General features: G+C 38.8%; 13 protein-coding genes. 2 read left to right on the plus strand and 11 right to left on the minus strand.

What is annotated here, in order from left to right:
- The 4 genes from ldcB to tnpA form a co-directional block, all read right to left on the minus strand.
- Window positions 1-3470 (minus strand): LD-carboxypeptidase LdcB/DacB (ldcB, locus tag H7T93_RS08720; RefSeq protein ID WP_201041828.1); only part of this gene is annotated, 3470 nt, incomplete at its 3' end.
- Window positions 3471-3744: 274 nt separating this feature from the next.
- Window positions 3745-4395, minus strand: coding sequence for a DUF6287 domain-containing protein (locus H7T93_RS08725; protein ID WP_073687384.1), 651 nt, complete (start codon window positions 4393-4395; stop codon window positions 3745-3747).
- Between the two features lie 130 nt (window positions 4396-4525).
- A complete protein-coding gene (locus H7T93_RS08730; RefSeq protein ID WP_073687383.1) occupies window positions 4526-6367 on the minus strand; it encodes an SH3 domain-containing protein in 1842 nt (613 codons plus the stop codon).
- A gap of 399 nt (window positions 6368-6766) precedes the next feature.
- On the minus strand, window positions 6767-7231 hold the full coding sequence (gene tnpA / locus H7T93_RS08735; RefSeq protein WP_201041829.1) for an IS200/IS605 family transposase: 465 nt from the start codon (window positions 7229-7231) through the stop codon (window positions 6767-6769).
- 165 nt (window positions 7232-7396) lie between these two features.
- Here tnpA and H7T93_RS08740 point away from each other — a divergent pair, with 165 nt between their 5' ends.
- Both H7T93_RS08740 and H7T93_RS08745 read left to right on the plus strand, forming a co-directional pair.
- Window positions 7397-8074 carry a helix-turn-helix domain-containing protein gene (locus H7T93_RS08740; protein ID WP_201041831.1) on the plus strand — a complete coding sequence of 226 codons (678 nt, stop codon included), beginning with the start codon at window positions 7397-7399 and terminating at the stop codon, window positions 8072-8074.
- Window positions 8071-9036 carry an IS3 family transposase gene (locus H7T93_RS08745; RefSeq protein WP_201041833.1) on the plus strand — a complete coding sequence of 322 codons (966 nt, stop codon included), beginning with the start codon at window positions 8071-8073 and terminating at the stop codon, window positions 9034-9036. The genes H7T93_RS08740 and H7T93_RS08745 overlap by 4 nt, the downstream gene beginning before the upstream one ends.
- Window positions 9037-9206: 170 nt before the next feature.
- Here the strand turns inward: H7T93_RS08745 and H7T93_RS08750 are convergent, their stop codons facing one another.
- The 7 genes from H7T93_RS08750 to alaS form a co-directional block, all read right to left on the minus strand.
- The gene (locus H7T93_RS08750; RefSeq protein ID WP_155212854.1) at window positions 9207-10526 is read right to left on the minus strand and encodes a sensor histidine kinase; all 1320 of its coding nucleotides are present in this window, start codon (window positions 10524-10526) and stop codon (window positions 9207-9209) included.
- Window positions 10523-11257: a response regulator transcription factor gene (locus tag H7T93_RS08755; protein WP_048676267.1), complete on the minus strand. Its 735-nt coding sequence runs from the start codon at window positions 11255-11257 to the stop codon at window positions 10523-10525. The genes H7T93_RS08750 and H7T93_RS08755 overlap by 4 nt, the downstream gene beginning before the upstream one ends.
- Window positions 11258-11466: 209 nt before the next feature.
- The gene (locus H7T93_RS08760; protein WP_175057431.1) at window positions 11467-14022 is read right to left on the minus strand and encodes an SH3 domain-containing protein; all 2556 of its coding nucleotides are present in this window, start codon (window positions 14020-14022) and stop codon (window positions 11467-11469) included.
- A 276-nt stretch (window positions 14023-14298) separates the two neighbouring features.
- Window positions 14299-14598 (minus strand): hypothetical protein, encoded by a 300-nt coding sequence (locus H7T93_RS08765; RefSeq protein WP_175057430.1) that lies wholly within the window; start codon window positions 14596-14598, stop codon window positions 14299-14301.
- A gap of 64 nt (window positions 14599-14662) precedes the next feature.
- Window positions 14663-15355: a DUF6287 domain-containing protein gene (locus tag H7T93_RS08770; RefSeq protein WP_048676274.1), complete on the minus strand. Its 693-nt coding sequence runs from the start codon at window positions 15353-15355 to the stop codon at window positions 14663-14665.
- A 138-nt stretch (window positions 15356-15493) separates the two neighbouring features.
- Complete coding sequence (locus H7T93_RS08775; protein ID WP_201041835.1) at window positions 15494-16417, minus strand: helix-turn-helix domain-containing protein; 924 nt, start codon at window positions 16415-16417, stop codon at window positions 15494-15496.
- A gap of 177 nt (window positions 16418-16594) precedes the next feature.
- Complete coding sequence (gene alaS, locus H7T93_RS08780; protein WP_164376525.1) at window positions 16595-19213, minus strand: alanine--tRNA ligase; 2619 nt, start codon at window positions 19211-19213, stop codon at window positions 16595-16597.
- Window positions 19214-19236: the final 23 nt, after the last annotated feature.

A 19236-nucleotide genomic window follows, 5' to 3' on the forward strand; every position in this document is an offset into this window, starting at 1 on the left:
TTGTCATAGTAGGCCAACTCTGGGCTTGAAACCTTAGCTTCTGCCTTGATTGACGCACGACCTGTGAAGGTATAAGTGCCTGATTCTGGAAGACTTGGTTGGTCCGCTGGTTTAGCAACCGGTTTAACTTCTGGTTGACTTGCTGGCTTAGACTCTGCCTTGGCTGCTGCAATATCAACGTAACGACGAGCACCGCTTGCTGTCATGTATGAAAGCCATTGATGACCATCGGCTGTCAAAACCTTGTCATAGTTAACACTCATTCCCTTGTCATAGTAGGCCAACTCTGGGCTTGAAACCTTAGCTTCTGCCTTGATTGACGCACGACCTGTGAAGGTATAAGTTCCTGTCGCTGGAAGGTTGATGGCACCTGTAGTGGCTGGTTTGCTTTCAGCAGGTTTGCTGCTAGTAGCATAATCGCCACCTTCGATACCAAAGTACTCTTCCAAGCTCAATCCTGAATCGTGGATGTCTTTAGCTTCTTTACCCACATAGCGGATATGCCATGCTTCTGGCATGTAGCCGGTTGAAGCTTCTTTACCTGCTTGGAAACGCACGATAAAACCATAGTTATGTGCATTGTCTTTAAGCCATTGACTAGCTCGTGCATCCTCAAGCAAGTTACCTGATTTATCAGTCAAGTCAAAGACCAAACCAGTTTGGTGTTCGCTGAACCCAGGACGAGCTGAGTAACGGTCCGCAGCTGCTTGACCATCACGGCTTACGTAGTTGTCGTAAAGAGTTTTTTGATAATCGTAAGAACGGAAACCACTGTATGAACGTCCAACATTCAACCCTTGATTAATCATATCATCACGAAGGCGAACAAAAGCTGCCTTAGCTGTAGGATTTTCACCTGGGTTATAGTCCTTAGAAAGACCATGCTTCTTATTGACAATGATAATATCATCGTATTTACCACGAACACTGTAGTAAGAACCGTTATTTGTCAATTTCCCTGTTACTTGAGATTCAGTGGCTTGAGGCACTGTGGCTTTGGTTTCTGTGATATAGGTTCTCTTACCATTCAACATATAGTAAAGATGCACAGAATAGGTTCCAGCATCGCCTTTGTGGCTGGCTGTATCTACATGAACCTTATAGCTACCGTCTGATTGTTTATCAGCATGATACCAAGTGAGATCGTCTTGACCATTCTTATCTGACCAGATTGGGACACGGACTTCTTTAACTTCTTTGCCACCACCTGAAACATTGGTAACGACAACATCAAAGCCATTAGAGGTTTGGTTGGTAATCGTCAATTTTCCTGTTACTTGAGATTCAGGGACTGTAGCTGTAGTTTCGGTAATATAAGTTCGCTTACCATCCAACATGTAGTAAAGATGCACAGAATAGGTACCAGCATCGCCCTTGTGACTGGCTTTATCTACATGAACCTTGTAGCTACCGTCTGATTGTTTATCAGCATGATACCAAGTGAGGTCATCTTGACCATCTTTATCTGACCAAATTGGAACACGAACTTCTTGGACTGCCTTGCCACCACCTGAAACATTAGTTACGACAACATCAAAGCCATTAGAGGTTTGATTGGTATTCGTCAATTTTCCTGTTACTTGAGATTCAGGGACTGTGGCTGTAGTTTCGGTAATATAAGTTCGCTTACCATCCAACATATAGTAAAGATGCACAGAATAAGTACCCGTATCACCCTTATGGCTAGCTGTATCTACATGAACCTTATAGCTACCGTCTGATTGTTTGTCGGCATGATACCAAGTAAGATCGTCTTGACCATTCTTATCTGACCAGATTGGGACACGGACTTCTTTAACTTCTTTGCCACCACCTGAAACATTGGTTACGACAACATCAAAGCCATTAGACGTTTGGTTGGTGATCGTCAATTCCCCTGCTACTTGAGATTCAGGGACTGTGGCTGTAGTTTCGGTAATATAAGTTCGTTTACCATCTAACATATAGTAAAGATGCACAGAATAGGTACCAGCATCACTCTTATGGCTAGCTGTGTCTACATGAACCTTATAGCTACCGTCTGATTGTTTATCAGCATGATACCAAGTGAGGTCATCTTGACCATCTTTATCTGACCAGATTGGAACACGGACTTCTTTAACTTCTTTGCCACCACCTGAAACATTGGTTACGACAACATCAAAGCCATTAGAGGTTTGGTTGTTGATGGTAAGGTTACCAGAAACACGGTTTTCTTGTGGTTTAGACTCAGTAGCTTTCAAGGTCGCAATATCCACATAACGACGTGTACCACTGTAACTGATGTAAGAAATCCATTGATGGTTATCCGCAGTCAAGACCTTGTCATAGTTCACTTTGTAGCCTTTTTCCAAGGTATAAAGTGTTTCTGCAGAAGCCTTAGGTTCATTTTTAACATTCAAGCTACGTGTCACATTATAAGTACCACTTGCTGGAAGCTTTTCAGCACCAGTAGTTTCTGGTTTTGCTTGATTAGTCTCTGTTGGTTTAACAGTTGGTGTTTCAGCTTTGGCAGGTGTCAAAGTCGCAATATCTGCATAATAGCGAACATAGTCATACCCAAGGTAAGAAATCCATTGATGATTATCCGCAGTCAAAACTTTGTCATAGATAACATGGTCACCCTTACTGAAAACAAAAGTAGGTTTGAGGTCTGCTTTTGGTTCTTTCTTAATATCTGTGTCACGTGTAAAGTAGAAAGTCCCTGTCGCTGGGATGTTCAAAGCACCTGTTGTGGCTTGAGTGCCATTAGAAGGCTTACCATCCCCATTACCACTATTACCGTTACCACTACCAGCTGCCACTGGTTTCACTGGCGCATAACGACGCACGCCAGAGTATGATTTGTAGCTAATCCATTGGTAGCCGTCAGCTGTCACGACTTGATCGTAAAGAACGCTGTCTCCTGGATTTACATAAAATTCAGCCTTGGCAGACACCTTAGGTTGATTCTTAATCTCTGTACGTTCCTTGTAGACATAAGTTCCTTGACTTGGAAGGTCGCTGTCTGTAATTGTAGCTGGTTGGCTCACCAAACTAGTGTTGACAGCTACTCTCGTTAAGGCAGATACATCAAGGTTAGTGGCTGTTTCAGATGAAGAATTTGTGTTCCTTGTCGCTTCTGAGCTAGCAGTTGTTGATTCAGAAGTTTTATCTGCTGCTTGTGAGGTACTAGCACTCACTTCACTTCTAGCCTCGCTAGTAGCAGTTTCACTAGCGGTTTGGCTAGTTGTTGAGACTTGGCTAGCTTTCTCACTTGATGCCGCCCTATCTGTTGCTACACCACTGAAAATATCAGCTGCGGTCACTGCATCACTATCTGAGGTAGCAAACAAAGAAGCATTTGAAGGTGTTGAAACCTCATGATGCTCATCAGCCAAAGCTTGACCCGCAAAGACCAAACTAGCTCCTAAAAGAACTGATGCTGCCCCAAATGAATATTTACGAATGGAATAACGTTGTTGTTCGTGTAAAAATTTTTCTCGTTTCATATCAATTATTCTCTCTATCGAATTGATGTTACAGGTTGATTGTAACACTCGGTGACAAATATTACAAGTATTTTACAGAATATTACTAAATATTTCTCACTTGTCCATTAGTATACCAAATTTATTTGATTTGTTCCCACTTAAATCATAAACTGTCCGATTTTCGTCATAATCGAAAGCCGAAGCAAACCATACTTATTTATTCGTAATTTTATTAGGGAAAAGTGAAAAAAATATAAAAAGATTGCTATTTAACTAGCAATCTTTTTTCATGTTAATTACGATAAAATGGATAATTTTCTGCATCATCACTTTGACCAATAACAAGATGATCTGAATCGCCATTACCAGTTCCAGGAATAGCCCAAAAAGCTGCGCTATCAATATCAGAAGCAATTGTTCCTGAAAAATTTCCATTATTTAAATGTCCAGAATAGAGATGATAAGTATAACCACTCCCATTTTGTACTGTGCCATCTGGGGAAATTGTGACAAATTCTCCTCGAGAGTTTGTCCAAGTACCAGCGATTGAACTATAATCACCTGAACTTAGTTGCTTCCCATTTAATGATGATGTTTGTGTTTCTTCTCCTGTTTTTTCTTTTGTAGTCTCAGAAACACTTCCTGAAGATAAGACCGTTTCATTAGTATCTTTAGTTGCAGAATCTTTGGCAACAGAAGACTCACTAACCTCAACTGTTTCATCTTTTGTGTCTTCATTTTTTACATGCGGATTTGAATTTTTCTTATCGTTCTTAGTAGATTTACTTGAGCTTGAAGATGATTTCTTAACAATTTTAGTTTGGCTGCTACTTGTACTAACACGTGCAGATTCATGGCTGTTAAACTTAGTCACCAGGAAGATGGCAAGAATAACAATAATGAGAGCCAAGACTGAACCAATAAGCTTACTTGTAGTTTTCATATTTTATGTTCCTTTTAATAAATTTTTTACGTTGTAAATATAACATTTTTATTTCTATATTTCAATACTGTTACATAAAAAATATAGAAATATTTCCTGCCATCTTCTATAATAGGGTGTCCTCTATGTCTTAGTTAATAGCAATATAGCGACGTGCACCTGAATATGATAAGTAAGAAATCCAATAATGACCATCTGCCTGAATAAGGCTATCATAATTTACTGTATTTCCAGCATCATAATAAGCCAACTCAGGTGCAGAAATCTTTGGTTCTGCTTTGATACTTGCATGGCCTTTAAAAGTATAAACACCACTATTAGGAATTGATGGTTTAGAAGGATTAGATGTAGTTGAAACACTTTCTACAGTTGTCGTTGTTCCACCTACACCAATTTGTTTACCACTATCAATAACATAATAGAGATGGATTAGATATTCTCCTCTGTCATTCTTATGATCACTAATTTTTACAGAAGTCTTATAGGTACCATCAGATTGTTTAACAGCTTTATACCATTTCAAGTCATCTTGTCCATTTTTTGCTGACCAAATTGGAACTTGAACTTCTTTTAGTCCAACATTACTTGAAATATTCGAGATAACAACATCAAAGGTACCTGATTGGTCATTCTTATTTGTAACGTTAATGATTCCTTTAACCTCTGGTTTTACCTCAGTTGAAAGCTTTTGTACTGGAATATAGCGACGGTTTCCTGCATATGATAGATAAGAAATCCAGACATAACCATCTGCTTGGAGTGTTTTATCATAATTGACAGTATTTCCTGCTTCATAATAGGCTAGTTCTGGAGCAGACATTTTTGGTTCAGCTTTAATGCTTACTCTCTCTGTAAATTGATAAGATCCTGAAGAAGCTAAATTACTTCCTGTATTATCTGTTGGTGTTGGAGTATCAGGGATACTTGTATTACTACTTTTTAAATCTTTAAAGTGGATGTAACCAGTGAATGAATTTTTGGGAACCACACGACTATGATAACGGAACTGATAGGTTGACCCATAGTTATACTCCTCGATTTCTACATTATCGCCTTTGACGGCTGACACCCAAGCAACGTGACCATAAAGACCATCGTCCAAATATGCTACAGAGCCTCTAGTAGGAATATTATCAACTCTATATCCCATACTTCTTGCATTTCCACCCCATTGTCTAGCATGACCTAAACCTCTAGGTGTATCCAATTTATTAACTTGATAGAGTCTATTAGCAACAAAGGAAGTACAATAAGCAGTTGCATAACCCCAGCTATCCCATTCCCCTGGATTATTACGCCATGCTACTGGATAATCATCACCGATTCTAGAAATATTAGACAAAGGTCGTCTAATATTTCCAACACTAAATAATCTCGAATAACCAGTACTTGGTGTTGATGGTTTATTATCTGTTTTAATTTCAGGAACTTTTGGATCAGAAATTTTCTCTGTTACAGTAACTTTTTCAGTCTCCTTATCTTCACGTACCTCCAACTCAATTTTTTTATTTACCTCATTTGAAATATTTGGAGTAGTAATTTTTTTATCAGATGACTTATCAGTATTTGTCGCTACGTTAACCTTTTCTTCTACTGTTGATATAGCTTCAGTAGTATTTTCAACTTTGTGAGTTTCATTCGTAGTAACTGTTTCAATATGCTGAGAACTTTCACTTGTCTTTTCTGGAGTCACAGCACTTGAGGGTACTTCAGCAGGTGCCAAACTTTCCTTTGGAACTGAAACAGTAGCTTCAGAAAGAACAATCTCAGCATTTGAAGAAGTTGCTTTATCTGATGCAACTCCATTATCACTAGTAATACTTGTAGTTGATTCAGAAACAGCCACTTGCTCATCAGCATGAGCAGTCTGTACACCAGAAAGTAGGAAAACCCCTAAAAGCACAGAAGCAGCACCAAAAGAATACTTACGAATTGAGAAACGTTGAGCAACATGGTAAAAACTAAATTTCATAATAATATCTCCTAGTCTTTTTCATAACTCTCTCCTATGCAAAAGAGTATAGCACGACTATGACTGTCAAATTGTTATAAATCGTAAAAAGTCTAAAAATTGTCACTATTACAAATTTATTATATTTATTCACACAAAATATAAATATTTCTTTTACTTAGATTAGAAAGTCAGTGTTTTGGAAATTTTGCAAGTATTCTGGATATATATTTTTTTAATAAACAAATATAGGATCAGGTACTTGTTTTCAAAGGACAATCGTAACCACCCGTCTAACGGGTGGTTTGATCAAGGGCTATAAGCCCATAATACCAGCCAGCGCCTAAAGACGCTGGCTTTCACTTTGTTCAAGCCTTATTGCTTTTGACTCGTCACAAGCCTCTCAAAGAGGCATTCGCATTACTTACCATTATCCCTAAAGGGATTTTCATATTCTTTAACGCTCAATTTGTCCAAAGCGATATCATGCTTCTCTTGTTCCTGGATATATTTCTTAATTGTGGCTTCATTTAGTCCTACCGTACTTACATAATATCCTTCTGCCCCAAAATGTCTGTTCCCAAATTTATATTTTAAATTGGCGTGTTTATCAAACATCATTAAGGCACTTTTACCTTTTAAATATCCCATAAAACTAGCTACACTCATTCGTGGTGGTATACTTACTAGCATGTGAACATGATCTGGCATTAAGTGGCCTTCTATTATTTCAACGCCTTTATATTGGCATAGTCTATGAAAAATCTCTCCCAGACTACTCCTATATTGATTATAGATTATTTTTCGTCTATACTTAGGTGTAAATACAATGTGGTACTTACACATCCATTTTGTATGTGATAAACTGTGAGCTTTTTGCGCCATAGTCTTAACTCCTTTCGTTTTACAATTGGCTTGAACACCTATATTGTAACTCGTTTGGAGTGTTTTTGTTATGACGGTATAACCTTCGATGCGCACCCGCATAGTGATATGATACCTCTTAAGTAGACAAGGTAAATACCTAAAATCTACTTAAGAGGTATTTTTATGTCTAGAAGAGAAAGATTCACCCCATACGAGAAAGAACAAGCTTGTCTCGATTATATTAATGGTAATCGTTCCAGATCTGAAATATGTAACTGTCTCCATATTTTCACAAGGACGATTCAAGATTGGGCTGCCATCTATAAAAAATATGGGATTTTAGGATTCACAAAGAAAACAAAAAACAGTTCCTATTCAAAAGAATTTAAAATGGAACTTGTAGAAAAATGTATTAGTGGTGAGGCTTCATCTATTGATTTAGGTCATCAGTATGATATTTCTTCAGGGCTTTTAAGAAAGTGGATTAGGATGTATAATGCCAATATAGAACTTAAGGATTACAATCCAAAACAGGGGGTCTATATGGCAAAAGCAAGACGTAAAACTACTATTGATGAGCGCAAAGAGATTGTCAATTATTGTATTGAACACAATCGCAATTATAAGGAAACGGCGGTGCTTTATGATGTTTCTTATAGCCAAGTATACTCGTGGGTAAAGAAGTATGATAGTGATGGTGAAGAAGGTTTAGTTGACAAAAGGGGTCATCACAAAATAGATGATGAGGTTGATGAATTAGAGCGTTTACGAAGAGAAAATGTGCGCTTAAAACGTCAGTTAGAAGAAAAGGATATGGCTGTTGAACTCTTAAAAAAAGTGAAAGAATTCGGAAGGATGTGAGGCTAGGCAAACAGCGCCACGAATCAAAATACTTAGCGATTGAAGACTTCAACACAAATAAAGGGTGGAGCATTAGCTGGATGTGTCATCAGCTCGGCACTACGAGGTCTGCATTTTATAAATGGAAACATAGAATAGTTCCAGAACAAGAACAATTAAACAGCGAAATTGCGGAATTAATTAAAGAATATGACGAACGTTTTTCACATATCTTGGGATACCGAAGAATGACCGATTGGATCAATCTTTTCAATCATACGAATTACTCAAGAAAGAGAATTCACCGAATTATGAAAATACTCGATATTCACGCTTTTATCCGTAAGAAAAGGAAAAAATACAAGACTGCCAAGCCTGAAGAAACTGCAGAAAATAAGTTATCAAGGAACTTCTATACGACTGCTCCGAATAAAAAATGGGTAACAGATGTTACAGAGTTTAAGATTCCTAACTCTCATAAGAAACTTTATCTTAGTGCCATACTTGATTTATATGACCGCTATCCTATTGCTTTTGTCATAAGTGGTCGAAATGACAATCGGCTAGTCTTCAAAACATTTGACAAAGCCATTGAAAAAAATCCTACTGCGAAGCCTATATTTCACAGCGATAGAGGGTTTCAATATACCAATAAGAACTTTCAAAAAAAGCTGAAAGATACTGATGTGATTCAATCCATGTCAAGAGTAGGCCATTGTATTGATAACGGACCAATAGAAGGTTTTTGGGGAATTATAAAATCGGAAATGTATCAGATATATGAGATTTCAGATGAGGCCTCCCTCCGATATGCCATCAAAGACTATATCCGATTTTACTGTCAAGAGCGTCCACAAAGTAGGTATGACTGTAAAACGCCTCTAGAAGTAAGAAACGTTGCCTTATCATCAGAACATCCTTTGTCATACCCAATCGCTAAGAATAACAAAATTGAAAAGTACAAGTATAAGTGGTCTGCATAAAAAAACAGCCGTACATTTATTTTGTACGACTGACCTTCAAAAACAGACACTTTTTTAGATATTTAACCTGTCTACTTGACAGGGGGCATATCACTATGCGGGTGGTTTATTTGTTTCGCACCTTCGGAGCGAAACGGACTTAAAGTCACATAACAAAAGATGTGGTTCTATCAAACCACATCTTCTATTTTTAGTGTCTGTTTAAAACGATAGTCTTTAGATTGTGTTGACAAAGAACAATTAGGGTACTTCCCTAAAATCTCTCGAACAGTGGACAGACCTATACCGCGGCCCTCTCCTTTACTTGAGCGACCAAGTTTAAAGATACCGACTGTATTGATAGATTCTTGAGCAATGGTATTCTCCACTATTACTACCTTTGTCTCTCCACTGATAAGAGCAATGTTTACTTCTTTAGCACTGCTATCCAGACTAGCTTCAATAGCATTATCCAAAAAAATAGACAACACTGTTATGAAATCCAACAATTCCATCCTCGATACTTCAAAGATATCACTGACCTCAAGGTGAATGGTAATAGACTGTCCCTGTGCTTCCAAAATTTTACTAGCCAGGACACCTTTAACAGCTTCATCTTTAATATTAATCAAGTTGGCAATTTCGTACTGTTTCCCCTCAATCCGAGTCTTTGTTTTTTCAAGAATGTTATCGTAGATATCGGAAATAATAGCCATATCCTTGGAGTCAATGCCATATTTGATACTAGACAAGACATTTAGGTAATCGTGCCTGAAGCGACGAAGATCCGTATAGAGTTGCTCGATTTGTTGACTATAATGAGCCAAATCACTCATTTGCCTATCTTTTTGGAGTAGGACTTCTTCTTTTAGTCTCTCACTGAAGGTCGCATTGATATAAACAAGGGTCGCAAGAAAGAGTAAAGCATAGGTCACCACGAGATAAACATGCCAATCTCTTCCTCTAGGGCTCTGTTGCACAAAAAAGGTAATATATTGGAGAAGGAGGGCATAAGATAACATTGATATATCTATAAGTAATAAAAAGTACTTTGAAAATGACTTTCGAAAACCATAGTTCAATGCTTTGAAATCCACTTTTAAGGTCTTAATGATTAACCAAAACACAGGAAAGACTAGCAACTCAATGACAAGGTTTAAATGAAAATGGTTAAGTACAATCAGATAATGACGATTGATGACCAAGGCAATCCCATAAATAATAAGATTGTGAACAAGACTTTCTATGATGATTGGAAACAAGCCATAGAAAATATCTAATAACCTATTGCCATAACGATTTCTGTAGAGGGAATAAACAACCAAGAAGGCATGCCCTAAAACATAGGATAGCGTTGGAGAGAGCACAAACAAAAATCGGATAATCAAGGGGATGATGATATACCATCTTAGCTTTATCTTCTCGGAGGTAATGTATTGATAAATGAGAATAAAGAGGATAATCTCCGCTAAAAAATCTAGATTATCCAACAAAAAATTGATTGCTGTCATAGGCTGATTCTCTCAAGCAATTTCTTTAGTTTCAACTTTGAAACATAGCAAACGCCACCATTTTCAAAATAGACTGTCCCCGTACTTTTATCTAATTTGATGATATTTTCTGGATTGATAAGGAAAGATTTGTGGCATTTAAACAGTCTAGGGTCACTCTTTTCAATTTGAGAGAGACTGCCATAAAACTCAATCTGCTCCTCTTTAGTATAAAGGATAACCTTATGAACAATATCTGACGTCTCAAAGTACAAGATATCATGAAAGGGAACCTGAATAACGGTCTTAGCATTCTCAATCCGAAAAGCGTCTTCTGGATTCTGACTCTGTATCTTTTTGCAGGTTAATAAGATAATACTTTCCACACGCTTTTGAAAGTCCTCACCCTCCAAAGACTTATCAATAAAATCTAGAGCTGCCAGTTGGTATTGAAAAGTTAAGGGAAGATACTCTGAATGGGTCGTGAAGAAAACAATATTGGCATAGGGATCATTCTTGCGAATCTGCTTAGCCACTTCCAAACCTTTTTTAGTATCGTCTTTAATTTGAATGTCCAAGAAAAAGAGCTGATGAGACCCTCGCTCGGTAATAGACTCTAACAGTTGGTTGGGTTTGTCAAAAACCTCAAAGTCGCCCACTTTAATGTTATTTTTCTTAAGAATCGTATGAATAACCTCTTCAATACGATTTTGTTGGATAAAATGATCCTCTAAAACATAGATGTTAAGCATGGCATAACTTCCTTTAGCATAATCTTAAGAGAAATTCTAAGTTAGAGCATTTCTTTAATAAATGAACCTCTCTTATTTATTTAAAATGAGATTTTTTGTTCTCTTTACCTATTTTACATTTTTATTACAAAAAAACAATAGTTTGTAACATTTTTTTGCTTCATTCACCAAAAAAACACCACCCTCAAAAGAGAGTGATGTTACCAATCTTAAGAAATATCCACATAGCGTCTTGCACCACTATAGGTTACATAAGACAACCAGGTGTGGCCATCGGCTGTTATGACCTTGTCATAGCGAACGGACATGCCTTTATCATAGTAGGCTAACTCTGGGCTTGCAACGCTTGGTTGAGCCTTGATAGAGCTAGGTTTGGTAAAGGTATAGGTGCCAGTTGCCGCTAAGCTTGGGCTTGCTGGTTGAGCAACTGCTGTTGCCTTAGCATCAATAGCAACGTATCGGAGGTTGCCTCCATGGCTGACATAAGAGAGCCAGGTATGACCATCTGCAGTCACCAATCTGTCATAGTTAACGGACATACCAGCATCATAGTAGGCCAACTCTGGACTTGCCACACTTGGTTCTGCTTTAATGCTAGAGCGTTCTTTGAAAGTGTAGGTTCCAGATGATGGTGTACTTGGTTGAACTGGTTGTTCTACAGGTTTAGTCACACTTGTTGGTGCGATAGCCACATAGAAACGATGTCCTGAATAGCTAAGGTAAGAAAGCCATGTATAGCCGTCATTATTGACAACCTTGTCATAGTTAACTGACATACCTGAATCATAGTAGCTAACATCAGGGTTGGCTACCAAAGGTTGAGTCTTAATTCCAGTACGAGTAGTAAAGGTATATGAACCTGAAGCTGGAAGATTATGGCGGGTTGCATTTTGAACTGGAACAGTTGTGCTAGTGCCTCCGATACCTACCATCTTACCGTCTTGAACATAGTAGAGATGGACAATATATTCGCCCGCTTCAGCCTTATGGTCACTAACATTGATGCGAACCTTGTAGCTACCATCACTTTGTCTGTCGGCTTGGTGCCATACAAGATCATCTTGGCCGTCCTTAGCTGTCCATACTGGAACACTCACACCTTGGATAGCCTTGTCACCACCAGAAACATTAGTGATATGAACGTCAAAACCGAGGTTAGAGAGGTTCTCAATATTGATAGTACCGCTTGGTTTGCTTTCTTGTTGAGCGAGTTTTGCCACGGCTACATAACGGCGGTTGCCATTGTAGCTGAGGTAAGAAAGCCATTGGTAACCATCACCACTGACAATCTTGTCGTAGTTGACTGACATGCCAGCATCGTAGTAGGCCAACTCTGGACTTGCCACACGAGGTTCTGCCTTAATGCTAGAACGTTCTTTGAAGGTGTAAGTTCCTGCATCAGGAAGGCTATAGCTAGTAGTTGTATGAGTTTCTTCAACCTTGGCAGGAACTGTGTAAGTTGTGCCACCCACACCAACTAATTTACCATTAGTTTCAACATAGTAAAGATGAACATTGTAGAGGCCACGTTCATTCTTGTGGTCAGTTAGACTGACGTTAACCTTGTAGTTACCGTTGTTAAGACGAGTCGCATTGTACCAGATGATGTCATCTTGACCATTCTTTTCAGACCAGATTGGAACAGATACCCCAAGGACACCGTTTTGATCTGAAACATTACTGATAACCACACTAAAGTCGCCATTATCATGGCTTTCAATAGAAATGTCGCCTCTTGGTTTAGCTACAACCTCTGCAACAGCACCTAGGTCGACATAACGACGAGTACCACTGTACGAAGTATAAGAAATCCAACGGTGGTTGTCAGCAAGCAAAGATCTATCGTAGTTGACTGACATCCCTGGATCAAAATTGAACTCAGTCTTGGCAGTCAAGCTAGGTTGGTTCTTCACATCTGCAGGTTTAGTGAAGTAATAAGTACCACGTTCAGGGATGGTTTCATCTCTAGTCGCTTCAGTGTTGCTACTAGTATTTTCAGTCTTTAAAGCTGCGATATCAGCGTAGTAGCGTTCATAGTCGTAACCAATGTAAGAAATCCATTGGTGATTGTCTCTCTTCAAGACCTTGTCGTAGATAACATGGTCACCTGCACTAAAGACGAAAGTAGGTTTGATATCCATGACTGGAGCTGTACGAATTTCAGTTGTGCGACGGAAATAATAGGTACCGTTTGATGGAATATCAAGAGAACCATCAGCAGTCACTGGACCATCCACACCAGGTTGAGGAGTATCCACAGCTTCACGGTCAGTAACTCTAGCTTCTGCTACTTCTGAAGTTGCTGAACGGTTAGTCTCACTTGCTACTTCAGAGCTAGCTACTGATGACACTTCAGAACGTGGGCTAGCCACTTCTGATCTAGAAACAGTAGCAACAGCAGATGCAGAATGAGCAACCTCTGCCGGTACTTCCAAAGAAGCAGCCTCGCTAGCCACTACACTATTAGCTTCAGAAGAGGCAACCTCACTGCTAGCAAGCTTAGGTCTTGGCGCTTCAGATCTTGAAGCTGGTTGATTGAGGACATCGGTAACAGCTTCTGAAGTTGCCTGGTCGATTTGAAGTGGTTCAGAATTATTTACAAAAACTTCATAGTCCTTGCTGGTACTTGTGCTGTTGGCTTGTTCCTGAGCCAAAGCATGTCCACCAAGCATCAAGCTCGCACCAATCAAGACTGATGCAGCTCCAAAAGAATATTTACGAATTGAGTAACGTTGACGTTCCTTAACAACATATGCCTTTCTCATTTTGATCACTCTCACTTTCTAGGCTGTTTGATAAAACTTGGAACCGTTTTCACATTTCTATTATACCCCTTTGAAATATTTTTTACAATTATTTCAATATTGTTACTAAACTTTATTTTGTAGAAAATTGATATCTAATTCTTTCAAATAACTATAATTAAGAAAAACCCCAAGAACTACCTGAGGGCTTTTGCTACATCTAATTCCTTGACACATTAAGCAAATCTGAATAGATTAATTAATTCATTCTGAGTTGATTTGACTATAGGTATCAATCTAGTCTAAGTCTGATTCATCATAAATGTATTCTTCTAAATGTTCAGTCACTGTAATCTCATCACAGGAGCTAACATTTTGAAAGTCCTTAATGTAAACAATTTTATACTGATTTGGTAGAAGTACAGGAAAGGCAATTGGCTCACCATTCTTACACACGCGAAACATCTGAAAGCTATCTGTTACGTTACTAATAAAGACAAACGGAAACAAATGAGGACTGGGAGAATTCAAATAGTGATAGATACCCTTTAAGGTACCACTAGTACTTCTTACTTCTCCTTGTTCTTTTTGAGACATTTTTAAAGTGTGCTCCTTCTACTACTTGTGATTTCCTTTTCTTAAGTACTGAGAGACAATACCATTAATCTAATTTATTGTAAACATGCATCCGACCATATATCGCATCAGAACCGAAACGAATCTGTCCGTTACTATCAAAGAAAATTGGGTCACTGGTTGGTCCATCATTATGAGCAAAACCTGCTACATAACCGCCATCTTGAGCAAAACCATTAAATAGCTGACTACTTGTATCACTATAACCACTTTCAGCACCAACACGGGTTACACTACCGGATGGGGATACTGTAATTGTGTCCCCTAAGTCATTTTGATAAGTACCAGCAACACTAGAGAAATCACCATTAGCCATTGCCGTAGCATCAACTACTGTGGTAGCTGGTGTTTGTTCCGCCGAAGCAGCTGGTTGTTCTGTCGTAGTTCCTTGATTTACTTCAGCTGTTTCTTCACTAGGATTTGTTGGAGCAACTTCTTGTTGAGTAGATCCAGAAACATTTCCGGCTGATGGTTGTGAAGCCGTTTCTCCAGAGGTTGCTTTTGAGACCTCTTCTGAACTAGAAGATTTTGTCTTTTGCTCAGACTTCTTAGTTTTTTCTTTTGAAGATGGTTTTGTCGATTTCACTTTCTGACTAACCTTACTAGAGCTCGATGTTAATGTAGCTTCCTTCTTGTTATTACCACATGCACCAAGTAATAGAACGGAAGTCAAAGCAAGTGCAGTTAAAGTTGTGAAACGTTTTGTAGCAGGTTTCATAATAATTCTCCTTAATACTCTATTTTAGACTGTGTCATTTTCAAAAATCTCGATGAAATAAGTTATATTCTTTAGTTCTTCTTATGGATATAATATACTGCATATTAGAAAAAAAGAACAGGACACGTATGTCCTGCTCTATTCTTTCATGGCATCTCTCATTTTCTCTGATATGATATCTGCTAAAGAGGTATCTCCTAATAATCTAGCCAAGATTATCCCTTCTTGATAGGCCTTTTTAGCCTCAAAAATATCATTCTTTACAACATATAGATATTGTCCCTCTAGCATTCTCAAAATTGGTTTTTTCTGATAATCTTGAGTTTCCTCCATAATGTGATGCAGTTGATTGAATGCTACTTCCGATAAATGAAACTTTTTTCGTTCATATTCAACTATTGGAACCATTAATAAGGCATCCCTAAGTAAAAATAAATACTCCGTGGGAATATTATCATAACTATTTATTAGATTTCTACAAATGGTATAAAAAGTCCCTTCACTAAACCCATCTGACCGCATACTATCACCATCTCCTAACGAAATTTGATATAGTTCTATAAGTAGTAGATCATTGATAGTGTATACCCTTTTCTCACATAATGATGATAAACTCTTCTCCAAAATGCTCATGCCAAATTTTTGGTGTGTCTTTGAAGTATATGAGTAAAGTTTTGACTGTAAGATATCAACAACCCTCTGTTCATCAGCTGGCAAATCATCATAATAAATATCAATAATTTTACCCAGCTTTTCGTCTAGTTTCATTAGGTTATTTGGCTTATCTAGACTAGTCGCATGCATCAATTGATATTTGAGATTGAGGTATTCTACCGGCAACTTTGAACCTATAGCCCTCTCTCCAAGCAATTCCGATAAAGATATATTCAGACGTCTTGCCAAGTGCTCTAAGGTCTCTAATTTAGGTTGAGACTTCCCTGTTTCTATACGTGTCAATTGTCGTACTGATAAAACCTCATCCCCTTCACAAAATTTTTCTTTAGTGAATCCTTGTGCTAATCTCAATTCTCTTAACCGATGACCAAAGTCTTGTCCAAACATCGCTAGCTCCCTTTTACTTGAAACTATTATAATTTTTATGATTTGTAATAGTATACCACCCAGTATTCACTATTTCAATTTTGAAACGAAAATAATCATTACTTTCAATACCACTTACAAAGAAAAAAGATAGGATTTCCATCCTACCTTTTCAAGTTACTTTCATTGTATCACATCTTAGAGCTGTTCTGCTACTGCTGAAAGAAGATCTTGGATACCATTGGCATCGCTACCACCGGCCATGGCCATATCTGGTTTACCACCACCACGACCTGATACGATTGGTGCGAGAACCTTGATAACATTACCTGCGTGAACGTCTTTAGACTTGCTTGCTACGAGGACATTAACTTTTTCGCCAATGTGAGCTGCAAGGACAAGGACATCAGAGTAGTCTGCTTGTTTCCATTGGTCTGCAAAGGTACGAAGGGCACCAGCGTCAGAAACTTCCACTTGGCTAGCAATGTAACGAACACCGTTAGCTTCTTTAACGTCTTTGAAGACGTCACCAGCTGCAGCTGCAGCTGCTTTTTCTTTAAGCGCAGCATTTTCTTTTTGAAGGGCATGCAACTGCTCTTGAAGACTAGCAACCTTGTTAGGCACTTCTTTCAATTGTGGTGCTTTAAGTGTTGCTGCGATTGCTTTGAGGGCATCTTCTTCTTCACGGTAAGCAAGGTAAGCTTCACGTGATGTCACTGCCAAGATACGACGTGTTCCTGAACCGATACCTTCTTCTTTGACAATCTTGAACATACCGATTTCAGCAGTGTTGGCAACGTGTGTACCACCACAAAGCTCAACAGAGTAATCACCGATTGAAACGACACGTACATTCTTACCATATTTTTCACCAAAGAGGGCCATAGCTCCCATTGACTTAGCAGTGTCAATATCTGTTTCAATCGTTGTTACTGGAGTAGCTTTCCAGATTTCTTCGTTGACTTGTTCTTCGATAGCACGCAATTCTTCTGGAGTTACAGCCTCAAAGTGAGTGAAGTCGAAACGCAAGAATTCTTGTTCGTTAAGTGAACCAGCTTGGACCGCATGGTTGCCGATAATATTATGAAGGGCAGCGTGCAAGAGGTGAGTTGCTGTGTGGTTCTTCATGACACGATGACGACGTGTATGGTCAATTTCAAGTTTATAGTTAGCACCGACTACAAGTTCACCTTCAACCTCAACGGTATGAAGAGGTTGACCATTTGGTGCACGTTGAACATCAACAACACGTGCCACGACAGTACCAGCTGCATCTGAGATCGTACCGTGGTCAGCTACTTGTCCACCCATTTCAGCGTAGAATGGTGTTTGTTCAAAGACAAGGAGAGCTTGACCAGAATTTACAGTATCATGACGGGCATCATCAGCAACGATAACGCTCAAACGACTTTCTGCAGCTTCATCTTCATACAAGAACTCAGATGGTTCAGTAATATTAGCGAGGGTTTCATTTTGCATACCCATAGAACCACCTTTAACGACGCTAGCACGCGCACGGTCTTGTTGTTCTTTCATGGCAGCTTTGAAACCTTCATGGTCAATCTTGAAGCCTTCGTCTTCAGCCAATTCTTCTGTCAATTCCACTGGGAATCCGTAAGTATCGTAAAGTTTGAAGATGTCTTTACCTTCAAGCGTATCTTTACCAGATTTCTTAAGGTTAGCAAGAAGTTCATCAAGCATGCTCGAACCTGCATCAATAGTACGTGCAAAGGTTTCTTCTTCACGTTTAACGATTTTTTCGATAAAGTCTTTCTTCTCAAGAACTTCTGGGTAATAGCTTTCCATGATTTTACCAACTGTTGGAACAAGTTTGTACAAGAAAGCATCAGAAATACCGAGACGACGACCATGCATTACAGCACGACGGAGAAGACGACGAAGGACATAACCACGACCTTCATTACCTGGAAGAGCGCCATCACCGATGGCAAAGGCCAATGAACGAATGTGGTCAGCGATGACCTTGAAGCTCATATTATCCCCATCAGGATCGTAAGTCTTGCCAGACATTTTTTCGATTTCACGAATGATAGGCATGAAAAGGTCAGTTTCAAAGTTTGTTTTAGCCCCTTGCATTACGGCTACAAGACGTTCAAGACCTGCGCCCGTATCAATGTTTTTATTAGGAAGTTCCTTGTATTCTGAACGTGGGACAGCTGGGTCTGCGTTAAATTGTGACAAAACGATGTTCCAAATTTCAATGTAACGGTCGTTTTCAATATCTTCTTCAAGCAAACGGATACCAATATTATCAGGGTCAAAGTCTTCTCCACGGTCAAAGAAGATTTCAGTATCTGGTCCTGAAGGTCCAGCACCGATTTCCCAGAAGTTATCTTCAATTGGAATCAAATGACTAGGTTCAACACCACAAGCAATCCAGCGGTTGTATGAATCTTTATCATCTGGATAGTAAGTCATGTAAAGTTTGTCTTTTGGAAAATCAAACCACTCTGGGCTTGTCAAAAGCTCATAACCCCATTCGATGGCTTCATCACGGAAGTAGTCACCAACTGAGAAGTTACCAAGCATTTCAAACATTGTGTGGTGACGAGCTGTCTTACCAACGTTTTCGATATCGTTGGTACGGATAGCCTTTTGTGAGTTGGTGATACGTGGATTTTCAGGAATCACAGAGCCATCAAAGTATTTCTTCAAAGTGGCAACCCCTGAGTTAATCCAAAGAAGGGTTGGATCGTTAACTGGAACCAAGTTAGCTGATGGTTCAACAGCGTGACCTTTTGATTTCCAGAAATCAAGCCACATTTGACGAATTTGTGCTGAAGTAAGTTGTTTCATTGTTTCTCCTTAAATAAATGTTT

It is taken from the genome of Streptococcus sp. 9.1 (genome assembly GCF_016648815.1).
GTDB classification, from domain to species: Bacteria; Bacillota; Bacilli; order Lactobacillales; family Streptococcaceae; genus Streptococcus; species Streptococcus salivarius_E.